Origin of the sequence: Aquidulcibacter paucihalophilus (genome assembly GCA_030285985.1) — a bacterium.
Classification (GTDB): Bacteria; Pseudomonadota; Alphaproteobacteria; order Caulobacterales; family Caulobacteraceae; genus Brevundimonas.
The window spans coordinates 2,826,498-2,845,880 of record CP127384.1 but is presented as its reverse complement, the minus strand read 5'-3'; the positions used below and the strand labels follow the sequence as shown (position 1 = coordinate 2,845,880).

Below are 19,383 nucleotides of genomic sequence, written 5' to 3'. Positions count from 1 at the left end.
GGCGGCTCCTGGGTCGGGATGAGCTACGGGCCGCACGGACCGTTGGTTTCATCTACCGCCGTTCTGCTGCCGCCCTGTTGTCAGCAGTCGACCAGACCGCACGCCGCGCCGGCCGCCCGCACGCGGGCGACCTTGGCCTCGAACAGCTCCCAGTCGTCGTCGGCCTCGATGGCCGCCCAGATCGTCTCGACCTCGTCGATCAGCATCTCCTCCGGTTCCGCGGCAGCGAAGACCGGCGCTTCCAGCCGCTCGGGCCGGTCCGGCGCATGCTCGAACAGGGCGAAGCGGAAGGCGTCGAAGGCCTCGCCCTGGTACAGCTTCCCGCGGGGCCCCTGCAGCGCACGCGCCGAAGAGGCGAAGCCGCCGAACCAGTCGAAGAACAGCGGCTCCCAGCGAAGCGCCTCGCCGCCCTCGCGCAGCAGCGCCAGGGTCGTGTCCAGCAGCCGCTGATCCGCGGCCTCGCCGAGGCTCTGGACGCCCAGTCGCGCGAGGAAGGCTGCACGCAGTTCGCGGATATAGGCCGGGCCGAAGCCGTTCAACGCCTCGGTCAGGGGCTCGGCGTCCGCGACCAGCTTCAACGCGCCGCCCAGCTGGGTCAGGGCCCAGAACACCGCCTCCGGCTGGCGCGCGAAGGCGTAGAGGCCGGTCTGGTCGAAATAGGCGGCGGTGAAGCCGGGTTCGTAGTGCGGCAGGAACCGCCAGGGGCCGTAGTCGAAGCTCTCGCCGGTGACGTTCAGATTGTCGGTGTTCAGCACGCCGTGGACGAAGCCCGCCGCGATCCATCGCGCCGTCAGCCGGGCCGAGGCCTCGACTACGGCCCGCAGCAAGCCGGGCGTATCGCCCGCTGCGACCGTCGGGTGGTAGAGCGACCGCGCATGCTCGACCAGGGCCTCGACCATGTCGGTCCGGCCCAGATACGCCGCCCGCTGGAAGGTGCCGAACCGGATATGGCTGTGCGACAGCCGCACCAGGACCGCCGACCGCGTCGGCGACGGCTCATCGCCGCGCTCCAGGTCCTCGCCGGTCTCGATCAGCGAGAAGGCCCGGCTGGTCGGCACGCCCTGCGCCTCCAGCATCTCCGCCGCCAGCACCTCGCGCACCCCGCCCTTCAGCGTCAGCCGTCCGTCCCCGGACCGGGACCACGGTGTCTGGCCGGATCCCTTGGTGCCCAGGTCGAGAAGTCGACCTGGGGTGGCGCTATCGCTCGCGGCGCGGCCGCTCGCTGCTTGAGCGCCGACGGGGATCTCTCTGATCTGCGCCGCGAGGAAGCCGCGGCCGTCGCCGAGGTCGGGGTTGTAGTTGCGGAACTGATGCCCGTGATAGCGCATGGCGATCGGGCCGGGCTGGCCGGGCAGGGGCTCGAACCGGCCGAAATGGGCGATCCATTCCGCGTCGGTCAGCGTCTCCAGACCCACGGTCCCGGCGGCCCGGTCGTTGCGGAACCGCAGGAGGGTTTGAGGGAAGTCCGCCGCCCGGACCGCGTCGCCATAGTCGTCTCCCAGAGCGAAGAAGCGGGGATCGGGGGCATGGGCGGGGGAGACGGGCATCCGGCGCAGATGCGGTCTCCGGTCCGTCGGCGCAACCGCCGATCGCGGTTGAACCCGCTGTCCCCTCGCGTATTGTAGGCCTCAGACATCAGGCCGGGTTTCCCGGTCAGGCTGGCGCGCCTGCCCAAGCGGCGCGAATCCGGTCCGGCGTCCGTCGATAACCTGACGCCACGACAGTCTCTTCCAGAATTCCGGAGGCCCGCCGTGGCGCGCAAGATCACACTCGACTTCCTCAAGACCGAGGCGGCGTCCGGCATGGTGCTGGGCCTGGCGGCCGTGGCGGCCCTGATCGTCGCCAACTCGCCGCTGGCACCCGCCTATTTCAGCTGGCTCAAGAGCGAGCACATCCTGCAGATCGGCCCGCTGTTGCTGGAGCTGACGATATCCGAGTGGATCAAGGAAGGCCTGATGGCGGTCTTCTTCCTCGTGGTCGGGCTGGAGATCAAATACGAGATTCTCAAGGGCGAGCTCAGCGACCCCCGCAAGCTGGCCACGCCGGTGCTGGCCGCACTGGGCGGCATGATCGCGCCAGCCCTCGTCTATCTGGCCGTTTCAGGTCTGCTGAACGGGCCGCACGGCGGGTGGCCGATCCCCCTTGCGACCGACATCGCCTTCGCCCTGGCGGTTTTCGCCGTGGCAGCGCGCGGCCTGCCGTCCTCGCTGCGGGTCTTCCTGCTCACGCTCGCCATCGTCGACGACCTCGGGGCGATCGCCCTGATCGCCGTCCTGTTCTCGAGCGGCGTTGACTGGGTCCCGCTGGCCTGGGTCGCGGGCCTGCTGGCGGTCGGTGCCCTGTTCGCCTCGCGCCGCCGCGTGGCCGCGCCCTTCTGGGTGCTGGGCTTCGGCGTGGTCTGGTACCTCACCGTCCTCGCCGGCCTGTCCACCTCCCTGACGGCGGTTGCCTTCGCCCTGATCGTGCCGGTCGCCGATCGGAGCGACGACCGTCAGAGCCCGCTGAAGGAGGCGATGCACGACCTCCACCCCTACGTCGCCTATCTGGTCCTGCCACTGTTCGCCTTCGCCAAGGCCGGGGTCTCCTTCGCCGGCCTGTCTCTCGAACAGGCCTTCGCGCCGCTGGTGCTGGGCATCGCCCTGGGCCTGTTCATCGGCAAGCAGATCGGCGTGTTCGGCTTCGCCTGGCTCGCCTCGGCCCTGAAGGTCGGCCGCCGCCCGACGGACGCGACCTGGCTCGAACTCTACGGCGTCAGCCTGCTGTGCGGGGTCGGGTTCACCATGAGCCTGTTTGTGGGGATCCTCGCCTTCCCGGGTGCCATCGACTCGGTGGAGCAGGTCGAGGTCAAACTGGGCGTGCTGGCGGGATCGTTCCTGTCTGCCGCCGTGGGGGCCGCGGTTCTTGTCGCGGCGACACGAAGGCGCAAGATTTTGGCCGGGGTGGGCACTGATACTCACGCCCGCTAGGCGAATATTGACCTAACGTCATCGGTTTCTGTCGCTTTTGCGTCACAGTCGGGCTTCACCCGTGGCGCAAATGAGGCGCTGGAGGCCCCCGCTCCTTGTCGCTGAGTCCCGCTTGGATTACGCCGGAGACTGGACCAACCGTGCTCCACAGAAGGGCGCGGTCCAAGGGATCAGGAAACGCCGCGGTTGCCGTCAAGGACGGAGGCCCGGCCCATGTCGGGGAGCCACCATGCGCCTTACCAACCTTCTTCGCACCACTGTGTCGGCCGCCGTGGTCGGGGCATGCGCCTTCGGCCTCGCCGGTGCCGCATCCGCCCAGGACGCGGCCCAGGACGGCCCGCAGACCATCGACGACATCATCGTCACCGCCCAGAAGCGTGAGCAGAACCTTCAGGACGTGCCGATCGTGGTCACCAGCCTGTCGGCCGAGACCCTGCAGGACGCCGGCGTCCGTGACATCAAGGACCTGCAGATCCTGACCCCCGGCATGACCGTCACCTCGACGTCGTCGGAAGCCTCGACCACCGCCCGTATCCGCGGCGTCGGCACGGTCGGTGACAACCCCGGTCTGGAAAGCTCGGTCGGCGTGGTCATCGACGGCGTCTATCGTTCGCGCAACTCGGTCGGCTTCGGCGATCTGGGCGAAATGGCCCGCATCGAGGTCCTGAAGGGCCCGCAAGGCACGCTGTTCGGCAAGAACACCTCGGCCGGCGTCATCAACATCATCACCGAGGCCCCGTCGTTCACGCCGGAATTCGGTGCCGAACTGACCGTCGGCAACTACGGTGCCATGGCCGCTTCGGGCTCGGTCTCCGGCCCGATCAGCGACACCCTGGCCTTCCGCCTCTACGCCGGCCGCCGTCTGCGCGACGGCTTCATGGACATCGATATCGGTGACGGCCCGCGTCCCGAGACCACCGACAACAACCAGGACTTCGGCACCGTCCGCGGCCAGCTGCTGTGGCTGCCCAGCGACAACGTCTCGTTCCGCCTGATCGGCGACTATTCCCGTCGTGACGAGTTCTGCTGCATCGGCACCCAGATCCGCACCGGCCCGACCTTTGCGTTCGTTGACGGCCTCTCGGTCGGCACCGGCCAGCGTCCGCCGGCCGTCGGCAGCGGCCCGCTGCCCTACCTGCGCACGGGCTTCGCCAACCGCTCGTCCTACCAGGAAGTCACCGATCGCGGCGTCTCGCTCGAGGCCAACATCGACATGCCGGGCATCAACGGTGCCCTGACCTCGGTCACCTCGTGGCGTGAGTGGGAGTCCAGCCTCGGCCAGGACGTCGACTACACCGGCGCCGACATCGCCTACCGCGTCAACGACGGCGACTACGGCTTCACCGTCGACAACCTGACCCAGGAATTCCGCCTGGCGGGCTCCAGCGACCGGTTCGACTGGCTCGTCGGCCTGTTCGCCACCTCGGAAGAAGTCGGCCGCACCGACAGCTGGTATTTCGGCGCCGACTACACGCCGTTCCTGTCCTTCCTGCTCAGCGCCCGTCTCAACGCGATCAACCCGGCCCTGCCGATCAGCCCGAGCACCATCGGCTGCTACACCCGTACGGCCCAGACGGCTCCGGGCTTCGGCGCCTGCCTGGCCACCGGCGGCGCTTCCAACGGCGGCGGCCCCGGCTTCACCGTCGGTCAGGGCTTCGAGGATGTGTACGACCAGGACTCGACCTCGTACGCGATCTTCACCAACAACACCTGGCACGTCACCGAGCAGTTCGATATTACGCTCGGCCTGCGCTACACCATGGATGAGAAGAGCCTCCAGGGCCTGCAGCGCAACGTGAACGGCAACGGCGGTGCCTGCACCGCGGCGGCCACCAACGCGGGTGCCATCGGTGCTGTGCTCGGCGCGGCGACCCCGGCCATCCTGGGCAACTTCTGCCTTCCCTGGTCGAACTCCGCCTACAACAACCGCGGCGTTTCGGAGAGCTTCGATGACGGCGAGCTGAGCGGCACCATCAAGGCCGCCTTCCGCCTGAACCCGTCGATCCTGACCTATGTGTCGTACGCCCGCGGCTACAAGAGCTTCGGCTACAACCTGGACCGCGTGCAGACGGGCATCACGCCCAACGCCTCGCTGTTCTTCCCGTCGGAAGTGGTCGACAGCTACGAAGCCGGCGTGAAGATGACGCTGCTGGATCGCACCCTGCTGCTGAACGCCACCTACTTCGACCAGACGTTCGAGAACTTCCAGCTCAACACCTTCCTCGGCACCGCCTTCGTGGTGGAATCGATCCCTGAGCTGACCTCGCGCGGCGTCGATGCCGACATGGTCTGGTTCACCCCGATCGAGGGCCTGAGCTTCCAGGGCGGCGTCACCTACACGGACGCGCAGTACGGCGTCTTCACCGCCGCCGACCTGTCCAGCCCGGGCAACTTCCCGCAGCTCTCGCTGCTGCCGGGTGCCCGCGCCTCGTTCGCGCCCGAGTGGTCGGCCACCGGCTCGATCAACTACGATCGCAACATCGGCAACGGCATGCGCATGGGCTTCAGCCTCGCCGCCAAATACATGGACGACTACAACACGGGCTCCGACCTGCTCCCCTACAAGCTGCAGGAAGCCTACACGACCATGAACGGCCGCATCATCCTCGGCTCCGAGGACGAGCGCTGGACCGCCGAGTTCTGGGTCCAGAACCTGACCGACGAAGAGTACATCCAGGTCGCCTATAACGCTCCGCTGCAAGGCTCGGCGTTCCAGACGACGGTTCAGCCGAACGGGACCTTCTACAACCCGGCCCTGGACTCGCAGACCTACGACGCCTTCCTGGGCCAGCCGCGCACCTACGGCGCGACCCTGCGCTTCAAATACTAGAACCGCCTCGCCGCAAGGCGGGTCGAACCAGCCGGCCGGGGGAAACCCCGGCCGGTTTTGTTTTGGGCGATGCCGCTCATGAGGTGGCGTTCAATCGTCATTCGGCCCGCCGCGCAAACGGCACCCTGCCCGGGAGGATGACACCAGGGCGCAAAGGGGGCCAGGAACCCCGCGCCTGTGCGCCGCGGCCGGCATGACCCGTCGCCCAGCCCCCGGTCGCAGGGCAGCAAAAAGGGGCGGCGGCCCCGGGGCCACCGCCCCCTCGGGACGATCATCCGGTCCGGCCGACGGACCGCTATTCCGCCGGCTGCTCCCGGGGGTTGGGCGTATCGCGCTGGCCGTGGAACATCCGGTCCATGCGGCGTTCCAGGCGGGTCTTCACCCCGTCGACCAGGCTGAACACCACCGGGACGAACAGCAGGCTCAGACCGGTCGAGGTGATCAGTCCGCCGATCACCGCCACGGCCATGGGTGAACGGAAAGCCGTGCCTTCGCCGATCGCCGCGGCGATCGGCAACATGCCCAGCCCCATGGCCATCGTCGTCATGATGATCGGCCGCGCCCGCTTGTGGGCCGCATCCATCAGGGCGTCGCGTCGGTTCATGCCCGCCTTCATGGCGATGATGGCATAGTCTACCAGCAGGATGGAGTTCTTGGCCGCGATCCCGGTCAGCATGATGATGCCGATCAGCGCCGGCATCGACATCGACTTGCCGGTGATCAGCAGGGCCAGGAAGGCCCCGCCGAAGGACACGGGCAGCGCCGCCAGGATGACGACCGGGTGGAAGAAGCTGCCGAACAGCAGAACAAGCACGACATACATCAGCAGGATGCCGGTGATGATGGCGAAGCCGAAGCCGGTCGCCAGTTCCTGATTGCTCTCGGCATCGCCGGTCAGTTGCTGGGTCACGCCTTCCGGCAGGTTGGTCATCGTGGGCAGGGCGTCGACCGCCTTGGTCGCGACGCTCAGCGGTACGCCGGCCAGTTCGGCGGAAATGGTGGCCACGCGGCGGCGGTCCAGCCGTTCGATCTGGTTGGGTCCGGCGCCGAAGCTGATATCCGCTACGGCCGAGAGCGGAACGGTCCCGCCGGAGGCCGTCGGCACCTGCAGGTTTTCGATCACACCCAGCTGGCTTCGGGCTTCTTCGGCCAGCATGACCCGGATCGGGATCTGGCGGTCACCGAGGTTGAATTTCGGCAGCAGCTGGTCGGCATCGCCCAGGGTGGCGACCCGGGCCGCCTGGCTGATGGCCGCGGCGGAGACGCCCTGCAGCGCCGCCACATCGGCCTTGGGCCGGATCAGGATTTCCGGCCGCACCAGAGCCGAGGACGAGGACACATTGGCCAGCTCGGGCAGGGCGCGCATCTCACGCTCCACCCGGGCCGCCGCGAGTTCCAGCTGGCGGGGATTGTCGCTGACCAGGGCGATGCTCATCAGGCCGCCGCCGCCGCCGCCGGCTCCAAACTGGATCCGGGCCCCGGGGATGACCTTCAACTCACGCCCGATCTCCTGCTCGAACTCTTGCTGGCTGAGCTTGCGGTCCCAGCGCTTGACCAGGTTGATGGTCATGTTCGCCCGACGCACCTCGCCCGCGCCACCGCCGCCGCCCGGCCCGAAGCTGACCGTGGCCGAGCCGATGGACGAGAACACCGAGGCGACCTCGGGTCGGGCCCGGAGGATTTCCGTCACCTGACGAACGGCCTCATCGGTCTGTTCCAGTGTGGTGCCGGGGGCCAGCTCGACAGTCGCATTGGAGCGCGAGATGTCCTCCGCCGGAATGAACTCGCCGGGCAGGCTGGCGGCCAGAAACAGCGATCCGATGAAGAACGCCAGACCCATGCCCATGACCCACAGTCGATGGTCCTTGAGCCGGAAAAAGATCCGCCGCCGGACCCAGCTGCCGCGGCCCTCTGCCCGGTCAGCGACCAGCCGGGCGTCTGTTGACGACGACAGGCACCAGCTCAGGGCTCCGAGGAACGGCTTCATCCATTTGGGATCGCCGTGCTCCTTGCCCTGGTCGCGCTTGAGCAGGAAGGCTCCCATCAGGGGAGTGATCGTTCGGGCGACCACCAGGGAGAAGCCCACGCTGACACAGGTGGCGATGGCGAAGGACTTGAAGAATTGGCCGACCACACCCGGCATGAAGCCCGTGGGCGCGAACACGGCGACCAGGGTCGCGGTCGTGGCGATCACGGCCAGACCGATCTCGTCCGCGGCCTCCATTGCCGCCGGATAGGGTGCCTTGCCGTCACGGATGTGGCGGACGATGTTTTCGATCTCGACGATCGCGTCGTCCACCAGAATTCCGACCGTTAGCGACAGGGCCAGCAGGGTCACGACATTCAGCGACTGGTTGGTCAGGTCCATGATCCAGAAGGTCGGGATCAGCGACAGCGGCATGGCCACGGCCGTGATCAGGGTCGCTCGCCAGTCGCGCAGGAAGACGAACACCACGGCAATCGCCAGCAGGGCGCCGAGCAGCAGGGCCTCGACCGAGGCGTGGAAATTGTTGATCACGTCGGATGTGATATCCGACACTTTCTCGAAGGTGACGTCGGCGCGCTCGGCGTCCAGCGCCTCGATCGCCTCGATCGACTGGTGGTAGACATCGACCTCAGACGATCCGATCGAACGGACGACGCCGAAGCCGACCACTTCCTGCCCGTTGAACCGGGCCCGACCGCGTTGCTCGGACCATTCGTCCACGACCTCGCCCAGATCCCCCAGCCGGACCGCCCGTCCGTTGACGGGGATCAGGGTGTCTCGCAGGGCTTCGATGGTCAGGGCCGACCCGACCGTGCGGATGGCCTGCTCCTCGCCGCCGATTTCGCTCCGGCCGCCGGGCAGGTTGGCGTTGGAGGCGCGCAGTTGCTGCGACACCGCGGCGGCGGTCACGCCCTGGGCGGCCAGTTTGCCGGGGTCAAGCTTGATGCGGATCTCGCGGCTGACGCCGCCGTCGCGGTTGATCTGGCTGACGCCATTGACCAGCAAAAGGCGCTTGGAGACCGTATTATCGACGAACCAGCTCAGTTCCTCCGGGCTCATGCCCGGCGCGCGAACGACGTAGTTCAGAATGGCCTGACCCGTGAATTCGATGCGCTGGACCACGGGCTCCTGGACATCCGCGGGCAGATCCTGACGGACGGCGGCGACGGCGTTGCGCACGTCATTCGTGGCCTTTTCCAGGTCCACACCCAGTTCGAATTCGACCAGGGTGGTCGAGGCGCTGTCCGTGACGGTGGAGTTGATCTTGCGCACCCGGCCCAGGCCGGCCAGCGAATCCTCGACCAGCCGGGTGACCTGGGTTTCCAGCTCGGTCGGGGCTGCGCCGGGTTGAACCACCGTGACCGCGACGATCGGCAGGTCGACGTCAGGGAAATTATTGGTGCGCAGGTTGAAATAGCTGCTGATGCCCGCGATCGTCAGGACCACGAACAACAGGACGATCGGAATCGGATTCCGGATCGACCACGATGAGATGTTGTTGAAATTCATCGGCTGGTCGTCCCGGTCGCGGCAGGCACCGCGGCAGGGGCCGTCCGGGCCTCCACAACAGTCACCACATCCCCTTCACCCAGGAAGCCGGCGCCCTGGACCACGACCCGCTGGTTGGCTTCCAGCCCGCTGACGATCTGAATCAGCGAACCGTTCCGGGCCCCCGTGGTGACCGGGTTGAAATGCACGGCGTTGCGGGCCCCGATTGTATAGACACCGGACTTGCCCTCACGAAACACGATGGCGTCTGACGGCACCACCACGGCGGGCTGGGACCCCACATCAATGGTCGCGCGGGCGAACATGCCGGGGCTCAGGCCGCTGCCGGACGCCAGGGAAATGCGTGCGATGCCGAGGCGCGTCTGCGCATTGACCTCGGGGGTCACGATACGGACCCGTCCGGTCGCGCCCGCGGCCTGGTCGGAGGCGATGGTCGCGGCCATGCCGGACCGGACGAGCCGCAGCTCGGCCTCGGGAATCTCCGCGTCCAGCTCCAGCCGACCGTCACGCACCATCCGGAACAGTTCGGTCCCCGGCTGGACGATCTGGCCCCGGGTGACGCTGCGGCTGCTGATGATGCCGGCGACCGGCGCACGGACACTGGTCTGGTTCAGGCGGGTGCGGGTCTCGCTCAGCGAGGCCTGGGCGGAGGCCAGCTGTGCCCGCGCCGAGCGCTGGTTGGCGATGGCGGTGTCCAGCGAGGCCTGGCTCAGAAAGCCGCGCCCGCGCAGTTCCTCGGCCCGGGCCAGGGCCGAGTCCTCGCGCGCCGCATTGGCCTCGGCGCTGGCCACCCCGGCCTGCTGCTGTCGCAGCTGGGCCTGCAGAACATCGTCGTTCAGCTTTACCAGCAGTTGTCCCTGCCGCACGTAGGCGCCCTCGTCGACATAGACGCCGATGGCCGTCAGGCCGCCGGTCTCCGCACCCACCGGCACCTCTTCCCAGGCCGATACGCTGCCCGACGCCGTCACCGTGCGCGGTTGGTTGATCAGGGTCGCGGTCGCGGCCGTGACCGTCTGGCCCGCGCTGCGCGCCGCCGCGGCGGCCGTTTCCTTGTCTTCGCCGCCGCCGCCGCAAGCCGCGAGGGTCAGGCCCAGGGCCATCATGGCCACGCCGGCCAGGCTGTTCCGCACAATGTTCGCCACGTCTGGTCCTCATGGACGCCGCGGAGGGGGAGCCGCGCGTCTCGCGTTCGGGTCGCCCGTCCTGGGCGCCCCTGTCATCGGCCGTTGAATAGCGGTTTCGCCCTCGCTTCTCAAACGCCAAAGCGCGGCCTTACGTCGAAGTAATCCGCGCCCGGGAGGGTGGCGAAACAGCCCGCGGCCCGCGCGCGCGTTGGCGATCCGGCCCTGCCGTGCTACCGGCGCGGCCATGACGACCCCTCCCATCGAACGTATCCGCAATTTCAGTGTGGTGGCCCACATTGACCACGGCAAATCCACGCTGTCCGATCGCCTGATCCAGGTGACCGGCGGCCTGACCGCGCGCGAAATGTCGGCGCAGGTTCTCGACAATATGGATATCGAGAAAGAGCGCGGGATCACCATCAAGGCCCAGACCGTGCGCCTGAACTACCGGGCGAAGGACGGCCTCGACTACGTCCTCAACCTGATGGACACGCCCGGCCACGTCGACTTCGCCTATGAGGTCTCCCGTTCCCTGGCCGCCTGCGAGGGCTCCCTGCTGGTCGTGGACGCCTCCCAGGGCGTCGAGGCCCAGACCCTGGCGAACGTCTACCAGGCCATCGATAACAATCACGAGATCGTACCGGTCCTGAACAAGATCGACCTGCCCGCGGCCGAGCCCGAGCGGGTGCGGCAGCAGATCGAGGACGTCATCGGCCTCGACGCCTCCGACGCCGTCCTGTGCAGCGCCAAGTCCGGCATCGGCATCGAGGATGTGCTCGAGGCCATCGTCACCCGCCTGCCGGCCCCCAAGGGCGACCCCAAGGCGCCGCTGAAGGCCCTGCTGGTCGATGCCTGGTACGATCCCTACCTCGGCGTCGTCGTCCTCGTCCGGGTCTTCGACGGCACGCTCAAGACCGGCCAGCGCGTCAAGATGATGCAGAACGGCTCGACCCACCTGATCGACCGCGTCGGCGTCTTCCTGCCCAAGAACACCCCGGTCGACGAACTGGGCCCCGGCGAGGTCGGCTTCATCACCGCCCAGATCAAGGAGGTCGCCCACGCCGCCGTCGGCGACACCATCACCGACGAGAAGAAGCCCACCGCCGAGCCGCTCAAGGGCTTCAAACAGGTCCAGTCGGTGGTCTTCTGCGGCCTCTTCCCGGTCGATGCCGCCGATTTCGAGGACCTGCGCGCCGCCATCGGCCGCCTGCGCCTGAACGACGCCAGCTTCACCTATGAGATGGAATCCAGCGCCGCCCTCGGCTTCGGCTTCCGCTGCGGCTTCCTCGGCCTGCTGCACCTCGAGATCATCCAGGAGCGCCTCAGCCGCGAGTTCAACCTCGACCTGATCGCGACCGCCCCCTCGGTGGTCTACAAGATCGCCCTGCGCGACGGCTCCGAGATCGAGCTGCACAACCCGGCCGACCTGCCCGACGTGATGCAGATCATGGAAATCAGCGAGCCGTGGATCAAGGCCACGATCCTGACGCCCGACGAATACCTCGGCGGCGTCATCAAGCTGTGCCAGGACCGCCGCGGTGCCCAGGTCGAGCTCTCCTACGTCGGCTCCCGCGCCCTCGTCGTCTATGAGCTGCCGCTGAACGAGGTCGTCTTCGACTTCTACGACCGCCTCAAATCCATCTCCAAGGGCTATGCCTCGTTCGACTACGAGCTCAGCGAGTACAAGGTCGGCGACCTTGTGAAGATGAACATCCTCGTCAACGCCGAGCCCGTCGACGCCCTCTCCATGCTGGTCCACCGCGGCCGGGCCGAGATGCGCGGCCGCTCCATGGTCGAGAAGATGAAGGAGCTGATCCCGCCCCACCTGTTCGTCATCCCGATCCAGGCGGCCATCGGCGGCAAGATCATCGCCCGCGAAACCGTCCGCGCCCTGCGCAAGGACGTGACCTCGAAATGCTACGGCGGCGACGCCACCCGCAAGAAGAAGCTGCTCGAGAAGCAGAAGGCCGGCAAGAAGCGCATGCGCCAGTTCGGCAAGGTCGAGATCCCGCAGGAAGCCTTCATCGCCGCGCTGAAGATGGATGACGATTGAGGGCAGCTACCTTTCTGCTTTCGTCATCCTCCGGCGAAGCGGCGCAGCCGCGCAGACCGGGGGATCCAGCGGCGCGCGGGAGCGCGAACCTGCCGGGAGCGCCGCTGCCCGACGCAGCCTGCCTGAACAGATCGCCTTCGGCGCCGCTGGGTCCCCCGGTCTCGCTGCGCTCGCCGGAGGATGACGAAAGCAGGGGCGGTGAGGTCGGCCCGCCCACGGTTTGCTTCCCCCCCGATTGACGCCGCCGCCGCGCTCCCCTCTTGTGTCCGACCCTTCGACTTCGAGCCCGCCCCATGACCGACGCCGCCCAGACCCCCATGACCTTCACCGACAATCCGCTGAACCCGCTGGAGGAGCTGCTCTACGCCGGTCTGGCGGACGCGCGGCAGATGGGCGATTTCGAGCGGATCATGCTCGAGGCCGACCTCTATGCCGTGCCCGAGCCCGACAGCCCCGGCGGCACCCCCGGCGACGACGGCGCCAAGGTGCTGCGTCCGGGCGAGCAGCTGATCCTGCGCGGCGTGGTCCTCAACGACGGCCGCAACACCGTGACCCTGTTCACCGACCCGGCCCGGGCGGTCCAGATGTTCGGCCCGGACACCCGCATCCTGGCCATGCAGGGCCGCAAGCTGCTCGACATGCTCAAGGACACGGTGATCCTGCTCAACCCGGCCGGCGGCAAGGGGCTGATGATGGAGCCCGACCAGATCAAGGCCGTGCTCGAACACGCCCCCCTCCCGTCCTTCGTCGGCCGCCCCTCGGGCACGGTCGAGCTGGCCGACGTGCCCGAGCCCCAGCAGCCCTTCACCCTGATCGGCCGCCTGAACGTGGCCTTCCGCGACCTGAAGATCGACGAAGCCTGGCTGGCCCGCGCCCGCTGGAACGAGGCGAAGATGATGGGCTGGTTCCTCGACATCCGCACGGATCAGCCCGCCGACGAGATCATCGCCCTGTGCGAACGCGCCGTGCGCGGGCTCGCCTTCGGCGGCGAGGTGTTCGACGTGAGCGTGAGCAAGCCGGGCGGCGAGAAGGGTATCGGGGTGAAGATCCGGTAGGGGGGCGATCTTCGCCCATACCCTGACCGCGCCGTTCCTACTTCAAGTTGGTAGAGGCTATGAGTTCGAACGGCTAGAATCCGTTCGTGGATGCCGCCGACGACCTGCCCCGTGAATGCATCGCCTGGTTGGCCGAGGTCGATCGCGCGATGACACGTGACTGGTATCTCGACTCGAATGGCGCGGGCTGGTCGCGGGAGGATATTCTTCGGTACTGGAGCTATGGCGACAGCCCGGCGGAGTTCGTCGAATGGTACGCTGAAAAGTACGACCTGATCCTGTTTGAACGGGCGATCTAGCCGGGAGAGCCAGTTCCAGATTTGGCTACCTTTAGGGCTTCAACTCTTTCCCCAAGACGAAGGCCGATCGTCTTGGGATCCACACCAAGCGGAAGGCTAAGGGGCTTGTCTGCGAACATCGCATATTCGCTCGAAGCCAGCTCATCGGCGAGGGTTATAACTAGGGTCACTGGGTCCACGAACAGCAGTAGTCGATCGAAAAGTGTGTGCAGGTCGGCGCGCAACAACAAAGCGTTGTCGTCGGAATTTGTCTGCCTTCCGCGATAAGGAACGATGTGCGCAGCCTCGAGTACAGCAGGGACGTCGCACCCAGAAATCGCGCAGCGGCCCTGAAACGTCTTGAGCGCACTCGAACGGAATTTCGCACCGCCCTGGCGCGCGACGATCTGGGCGTGAATGCGCTTGCGTGCGTCATCGGTACTGAACGGTTCATAGGGCTCAGCGATCGCGACGGGTGTGTGACCCGGGATATCGTATTCGATATCCACGCCGTTCGCGGGCGAAACGTTCCCGAGTTCGCCTGCAGGATTGTAGCCCTCAAGTTTGAAGTGCCCGTTGGTCCAGTTGTCTACCCTTGCCAGCCCCCAAACGCGGTAACGCACTCCGGGCTTTGACTTTTCCTGAATCAAGACGGCAACCGGGATGTTGTCTGTCCAGCAAGCCATCAAGCCGCGATTGGTGGCGTGATTGTCGCGCGTAGCCGGGTCCTGCCCCTCTTGGAAATAGTCGTAGCTCCAAGAGGTGTTGAACGAGCCCTCTGGCGGCCGGTCGGCGTACGGCCCTTTCAGAGCCTGCCGAACACTGAGAGCGTGGATCCACCCCTTTGGCTTGTGAATGCCCTTCGGCCGGTTGACCAAGTACAGGCCGTTGAGGGGTTCCGGCCAACCGATCAAGTCGCCTTGTCTATCCCAGAACCATTGGAGCGCCTGTTGGTGCTCGGGCGGAAGGGTAGCAAGCCGCTCAGAAAGCGCGCTCATGCCGGACGCCGACTTCTCGTCGGGCAAACGCCAACGCTTCCTATCTCCGATTGGTAAGTCACGGCCCCTCCACCTACCGGAGGTTAGGCACACGCGCCGGCCATTTGCCAGGCCTCCTCGTCCGATGGGAGAGGCGAGGGGTGACTGCTGCATCCCCCGCTATCGTCATCCTGCGGCAAGCCGCGTCTTCGCGGCGCAGACCGGAGGACCCAGCGGTGCCGAAGGCGATCTGTTCGGGCATGCTGGTGGCCGTTGGTGCTCTCGACAGGTTCGCGCTCGCGCGCGCCGCTGGGTTCCGGGTCTTCGAGACGCTGCGCATCTCTTCGCCCGGAATGACGAAAGGGAGGGGAGCGCGGTCACCGGCGAAGGCCGATTCCGACACTCCGTTTCCAACCCCCACGGGCATTTCCGGGTTTCAGCCTCGCAGTCCTTCGGGGCGACGTAGACTCTCCGTCATGCCCAGTCGTCCTCCCGTCGTCCCGTGTCACTACCACCTGAGCAAGGAAACCTGGGCGGAGGTAGTTGAGGCCTATCGCAGCGGCGCGACGGCGCGGGAACTGGCGGTCAAATGGAAGGTGTCGCCGGGGTCCGTCTATTATCAGGCCGGGCGCGCAGGCTGGAGCAAGAAGCGCAACGGCGACCAGCTGGCGAGGGAGCATGCCAAGGCCGTAGAGGCGGCGGAGGCCGTTCGGGCTGAGCCTGCGAGGCGCGAGCAGCGCGCGCTGAAGACCCTCTTCGCCCCCGCCCCCGTCGACGATCCCGAGGCCTCTGACCCCGCCGCCCTCGCGCGGGCGGCGACGCTGGCGTCGGGGCGGGCGATGAAGGGGCGGCTGTGGAATGAGGCGAAGGCGCTGGCCGGGCTGGCCGAGAGCTATGCGCGGCTAGGCGAGCGGGCGCGGGGCGGGGGGCAGACGATCGAGACTATGGATCTCGGCCTGATCTTCGAGGTACTGGCCGATGACCACGGCGTGGCGGCGCGGCGGCTGGCGCTGAATCCCGACCGGGTCGACGATCCGGACCGGGCCATCAAGGAAGCCTACCAGCAGCGGCTGTCCGAGGTGCGTCAGACCCAGACCCACCACCACATGGCCATGGTCCGGCGTATCCACGCGGCGGAGCGTCAGATCCGAGATCTGGGTGGCGAGATCACAGTGTCGCAATCCAGCTTCGACGCCATGGCCGGGACGCGGGACTGGCTGCTGGCGGCCACGGCGGAACTGGAGGACGTCACCGTTACGCCCAGCCCGCCGCCGGGCGATCCGTGGAAGGTGGGGATGTGATCCCTCTAGCGCTTCCGGAACCGCGTCGCCTCGGCCTTCAGGTTCGAGCCCCAGTCCGTCACCGGCTGGTCGGGCTCGGCGTGGAAGGGCAGGGCGCCGGCGACGCCGCGCATCGACAGCGCCAGGGGCAGGGCCCAGTGGGCCAGCATGCGCAGGGGCTTGCGGCGCGCGTCCATGACGTCCCAGCCCTCGGCGGCGAAGGCCTCGGCCATGTCGGCGGGGTCGAGGCGTTCAATCGCGTCCCAGTCGGCGGGGCGGGCGACGGCGGCGGCCTCGTCCGGGGTCAGGCCGAAGGCGGCGCGGGCGGCGGCGTCGATGGCCTCGGCGATCTCGGGGAACTCATACAGTTCGTCCGGATCGGCGGCGCGCGGCTTCATCAGCGCCTTCAGCTCCAGATCATCGATACCGGGCAGGTCGAGCAGGCGGCGGAGGGCTTGGGTCATGCCGCCGTCTCTACCCCATCCCGCCGCCGCCCGCATCCGCACGTTGACCCGCCCGTCGCCGGGGCCGACACGTGCCCCCTCATCCCTCCTCCCTCATCCCTCATCCCTCATCCCTCGCCCCTCGCCCCCAAGGCCCCCCATGACCGTCGTCTCCAAAGCCCCCCGCCTCGCCGTGCTGATCGACGCCGAGAACGCCTCGGCCCGCATCGCCGAGGCCCTGTTCACCGAGATCGCCACCCTGGGCGAGGCCTCGGCGCGGCGCATCTATGGCGATTTCGCCTCGGCCCAGCTGGGCGGCTGGACGAAGGTGCTGGCCCGCTACGCCATCCAGCCGCAGCAGAATTTCGCCAATACCAAGGGCAAGAATTCGGGCGACATCGCCCTCGTCATCGACGGCATGGACCTGCTGCACTCGGGCCGGTTCGACGGCTTCTGCCTCGTCTCCTCCGACGCCGACTTCACCCGGCTGGCGTCGCGCATCCGCGAGGAGGGGGTCGATGTCTATGGCTTCGGCGAGCGCAAGACGCCGGAGAGTTTCCGCCAGGCCTGCACCCGCTTCATCTACACCGAGAACCTGATCGGCCAGCCCGTCGAGAGCGTGGCGCCGGCGGCGGGCGGGGGGCGGGCGCCGGCCACGGCCGCGCCGGAGGCTCCGGGCAAGCGCAAGCCGGTCGAGGCGGCGCGCCTGATCGCCACGGTGATCGCCGACATGGACGAGGACGGCGACGGCTGGGTCACGGTCAGCGGCCTCGGTGACCGGCTGCGCAACGCCTATCCGGACTTCGACCAGCGTACCTATGGCCACGCCAAACTGTCGGACCTGATCCGCGGGACGGGGCGGTTCGAGGTGCAGACGGGCGCCGCCGGCGGGGCCATGCGGATCCGCGACAAGGCCTGAAGGGGAGGAGTCAGAAGGTGATGACGGTGCGGACGGTCCGGCCCTCGGCCAGATCGTCGAAGGCGGCGTTGATGTCGGCGAGGGGGATGGTGCCGCTGAGCAGCCGATCGACCGGCAGCCGCCCCTGCCGGAACAGGGCGACGTAGCGGGGGATGTCGCGGGCGGGGACGCAGGTGCCGATATAGCTGCCCTTGAGGGTGCGCTCCTCGGCGACCAGCTGGACGATGTTGACCGCCAGCGCCGCCTCGGGCGGGGGCAGGCCGGCCGTGATCGTGGTCCCGCCGCGCCGCGTCATCCGCCAGGCTGCCTCCAGCGCCGCGACGGAGCCGGCCATCTCGAACACGAAATCGGCCCCGCCGCCGGTCAGGGCGCGGACCTGTTCGATGGCGTCGGGAGCGGCGGCGTTGACGGTCTGGACCGGGCCGAGGGAGCGGGCGAGGGCCAGCTTGTCCTCGCTGAGGTCCACGGCGATCACAGGGCTGGCCCCCGCCGCCAGCGCGCCGAGCACCGAGGACAGGCCGACGCCGCCGAGGCCGACGACGGCCACCGACTGGCCGGCCCGGACCTGCGCCGTGTTCACGACCGCGCCGACGCCGGTCAGCACCGCGCAGCCGAACAGGGCGGCGTGCTCGAACGGCAGATCGCGGTCGACCTTCACCAGCGAGCGCCGCGAGACCACGGCATGGGCCGCGAAGGCGGAGCAGCCGAGATGATGATTGAGCGCGCCCGCCGCATCATGGAGGCGCCGTCCGCCGGCCAGCAGCTCGCCCTTGCCGTTGGCCGCCGCACCCGGCTCGCACAGGGCGGGGCGGCCGCCGGCGCAGGGATCGCAATGGCCGCAGGACGGCATGAAGACCATGACGACATGGTCGCCGACCTGGAGGTCCGTGACCCCGGGGCCCAGCGCCTCGACGACGCCGGCGGCTTCATGGCCGAGCGCCATGGGCAGGGGCCGGGGCCGGTCGCCGTTGATGACGCTGAGATCGGAGTGGCACAGGCCGGCGGCCTTGATCGCGACCCGCACCTCGTCGCGGCCGGGCGGATCGAGCGTCACCGTCTCGAGCGACAGCGGCCGGCTGGCGGCATAGGGGCGGGCGGCGCCCATGGCCCGGAGAACGGCGGCAGTGGTCTGCATAAGGGCAGGCTAGGCGCTTGACGCCGCGTCCGCCAAGCCCAAGGCTGAGAACAAGCGCGCCGAGACGCGCGGAATCAACTCGCGCTCAAGCAGCGAGCGACCGCGTCGCGAGCGCCAGCGCACCAAGGGAGACTTCATGACCGGCACGATCGAACGGACGAAGCGCGGCGACTATCGCCGGTTCCAGGCCATATCCACGCGCTGGATGGACAATGACGTCTACGGCCATGTGAACAACGTCGTCTATTATTCGTGGTTCGACACGGCGGTGAACCGGCTGCTGGTCGTCAACGGCATCATCGACATCCACCAGGGCAAGACCATCGGCCTGGTCGTCGAGACGGGCTGCCGCTATTTCTCGCCGACAGCCTTCCCGGACGAGATCGAGGCGGGCGTGAGGGTGGCGCACGTCGGCACCTCCTCGGTCCGCTACGAGATCGGCCTGTTCCGTAACAAGGAGCAGGAGGCGGCGGCGGTGGGCTATTTCGTCCACGTCTATGTGGACCGCGACTCCAAGCGGCCCGTGCCGGTGGACGACAAGATGCGGGGCTTCCTGGAGAGCCTGAAGACCTAGTCGTCCAGACGCCCCATCAGGGCCAGGGCACCGACCGCAGTCAGCACGCCGAGGGCGAAGGCACCGATGATGGCGCCGGTGGCGACCGCGGTCGGGACGGTGACGGGGCGGGTCTCGTACCATTCGACGATGTCGGCCTCGTTGAGGTCGTCATCGGCGTAGACCTGGGCGTCGTAGAGAACATCTTCGGCGGTCATCGGGGGCTCCGGCTGCTGTTGGGGAAAAGCTGTAGCGCGGCAGAGGTTCCTGAACC

15 protein-coding genes are annotated in these 19,383 nt (G+C 67.9%); 8 read left to right on the top strand and 7 right to left on the bottom strand.

What is annotated here, in order from left to right; all coding sequences use genetic code 11:
* Window positions 1-80: 80 nt before the first annotated feature.
* Window positions 81-1,547, bottom strand: coding sequence for a YdiU family protein (locus KB221_14000; protein ID WIY69171.1), 1,467 nt, complete (start codon window positions 1,545-1,547; stop codon window positions 81-83).
* Between the two features lie 204 nt (window positions 1,548-1,751).
* On the opposite strand from KB221_14000, the gene nhaA reads away from it, so the two are divergent.
* Window positions 1,752-2,966 carry a Na+/H+ antiporter NhaA gene (gene nhaA, locus KB221_13995; GenBank protein WIY69170.1) on the top strand — a complete coding sequence of 405 codons (1,215 nt, stop codon included), beginning with the start codon at window positions 1,752-1,754 and terminating at the stop codon, window positions 2,964-2,966.
* Between the two features lie 229 nt (window positions 2,967-3,195).
* On the top strand, window positions 3,196-5,796 hold the full coding sequence (locus tag KB221_13990; protein ID WIY69169.1) for a TonB-dependent receptor: 2,601 nt from the start codon (window positions 3,196-3,198) through the stop codon (window positions 5,794-5,796).
* Window positions 5,797-6,091: 295 nt separating this feature from the next.
* On the opposite strand, the gene KB221_13985 is transcribed toward KB221_13990, so the two are convergent.
* Both KB221_13985 and KB221_13980 read right to left on the bottom strand, forming a co-directional pair.
* Window positions 6,092-9,292 carry an efflux RND transporter permease subunit gene (locus KB221_13985; GenBank protein WIY69168.1) on the bottom strand — a complete coding sequence of 1,067 codons (3,201 nt, stop codon included), beginning with the start codon at window positions 9,290-9,292 and terminating at the stop codon, window positions 6,092-6,094.
* Entirely contained in the window at window positions 9,289-10,392 is a 1,104-nt protein-coding gene (locus KB221_13980) for an efflux RND transporter periplasmic adaptor subunit (GenBank protein WIY70940.1), read from the bottom strand. The genes KB221_13985 and KB221_13980 overlap by 4 nt, the downstream gene beginning before the upstream one ends.
* Before the next feature lie 268 nt (window positions 10,393-10,660).
* Between KB221_13980 and lepA the strand changes: the two genes are divergently transcribed.
* The 3 genes from lepA (at window position 10,661) to KB221_13965 (ending at window position 13,823) form a co-directional block, all read left to right on the top strand.
* On the top strand, window positions 10,661-12,469 hold the full coding sequence (gene lepA / locus KB221_13975) for a translation elongation factor 4 (GenBank protein ID WIY69167.1): 1,809 nt from the start codon (window positions 10,661-10,663) through the stop codon (window positions 12,467-12,469).
* Between the two features lie 293 nt (window positions 12,470-12,762).
* Window positions 12,763-13,524, top strand: a complete 762-nt coding sequence (locus KB221_13970; GenBank protein ID WIY69166.1) for an SseB family protein — start codon at window positions 12,763-12,765, stop codon at window positions 13,522-13,524.
* 86 nt (window positions 13,525-13,610) lie between these two features.
* Window positions 13,611-13,823, top strand: a complete 213-nt coding sequence (locus KB221_13965) for a hypothetical protein (GenBank protein ID WIY69165.1) — start codon at window positions 13,611-13,613, stop codon at window positions 13,821-13,823.
* Here KB221_13965 and KB221_13960 read toward each other — a convergent pair.
* The gene (locus tag KB221_13960) at window positions 13,820-14,827 is read right to left on the bottom strand and encodes an HNH endonuclease signature motif containing protein (GenBank protein WIY69164.1); all 1,008 of its coding nucleotides are present in this window, start codon (window positions 14,825-14,827) and stop codon (window positions 13,820-13,822) included. The two genes, KB221_13965 and KB221_13960, sit on opposite strands and share 4 nt — an antisense overlap.
* Window positions 14,828-15,255: 428 nt before the next feature.
* On the opposite strand from KB221_13960, the gene KB221_13955 reads away from it, so the two are divergent.
* Complete coding sequence (locus KB221_13955; protein ID WIY69163.1) at window positions 15,256-16,080, top strand: hypothetical protein; 825 nt, start codon at window positions 15,256-15,258, stop codon at window positions 16,078-16,080.
* 5 nt (window positions 16,081-16,085) lie between these two features.
* Here KB221_13955 and KB221_13950 read toward each other — a convergent pair whose 3' ends face one another.
* Window positions 16,086-16,523, bottom strand: a complete 438-nt coding sequence (locus tag KB221_13950; protein ID WIY69162.1) for a hypothetical protein — start codon at window positions 16,521-16,523, stop codon at window positions 16,086-16,088.
* Between the two features lie 139 nt (window positions 16,524-16,662).
* Between KB221_13950 and KB221_13945 the strand changes: the two genes are divergently transcribed.
* Window positions 16,663-17,421, top strand: coding sequence for an NYN domain-containing protein (locus tag KB221_13945; GenBank protein ID WIY69161.1), 759 nt, complete (start codon window positions 16,663-16,665; stop codon window positions 17,419-17,421).
* Window positions 17,422-17,431: 10 nt separating this feature from the next.
* Here KB221_13945 and KB221_13940 read toward each other — a convergent pair whose 3' ends face one another.
* Window positions 17,432-18,556 carry a zinc-dependent alcohol dehydrogenase family protein gene (locus KB221_13940; protein WIY69160.1) on the bottom strand — a complete coding sequence of 375 codons (1,125 nt, stop codon included), beginning with the start codon at window positions 18,554-18,556 and terminating at the stop codon, window positions 17,432-17,434.
* 136 nt (window positions 18,557-18,692) lie between these two features.
* Here KB221_13940 and KB221_13935 point away from each other — a divergent pair, with 136 nt between their 5' ends.
* Window positions 18,693-19,130, top strand: coding sequence for a thioesterase family protein (locus KB221_13935; protein WIY69159.1), 438 nt, complete (start codon window positions 18,693-18,695; stop codon window positions 19,128-19,130).
* Here KB221_13935 and KB221_13930 read toward each other — a convergent pair.
* Entirely contained in the window at window positions 19,127-19,327 is a 201-nt protein-coding gene (locus KB221_13930) for a hypothetical protein (GenBank protein ID WIY69158.1), read from the bottom strand. The genes KB221_13935 and KB221_13930 overlap by 4 nt on opposite strands.
* Window positions 19,328-19,383: the final 56 nt, after the last annotated feature.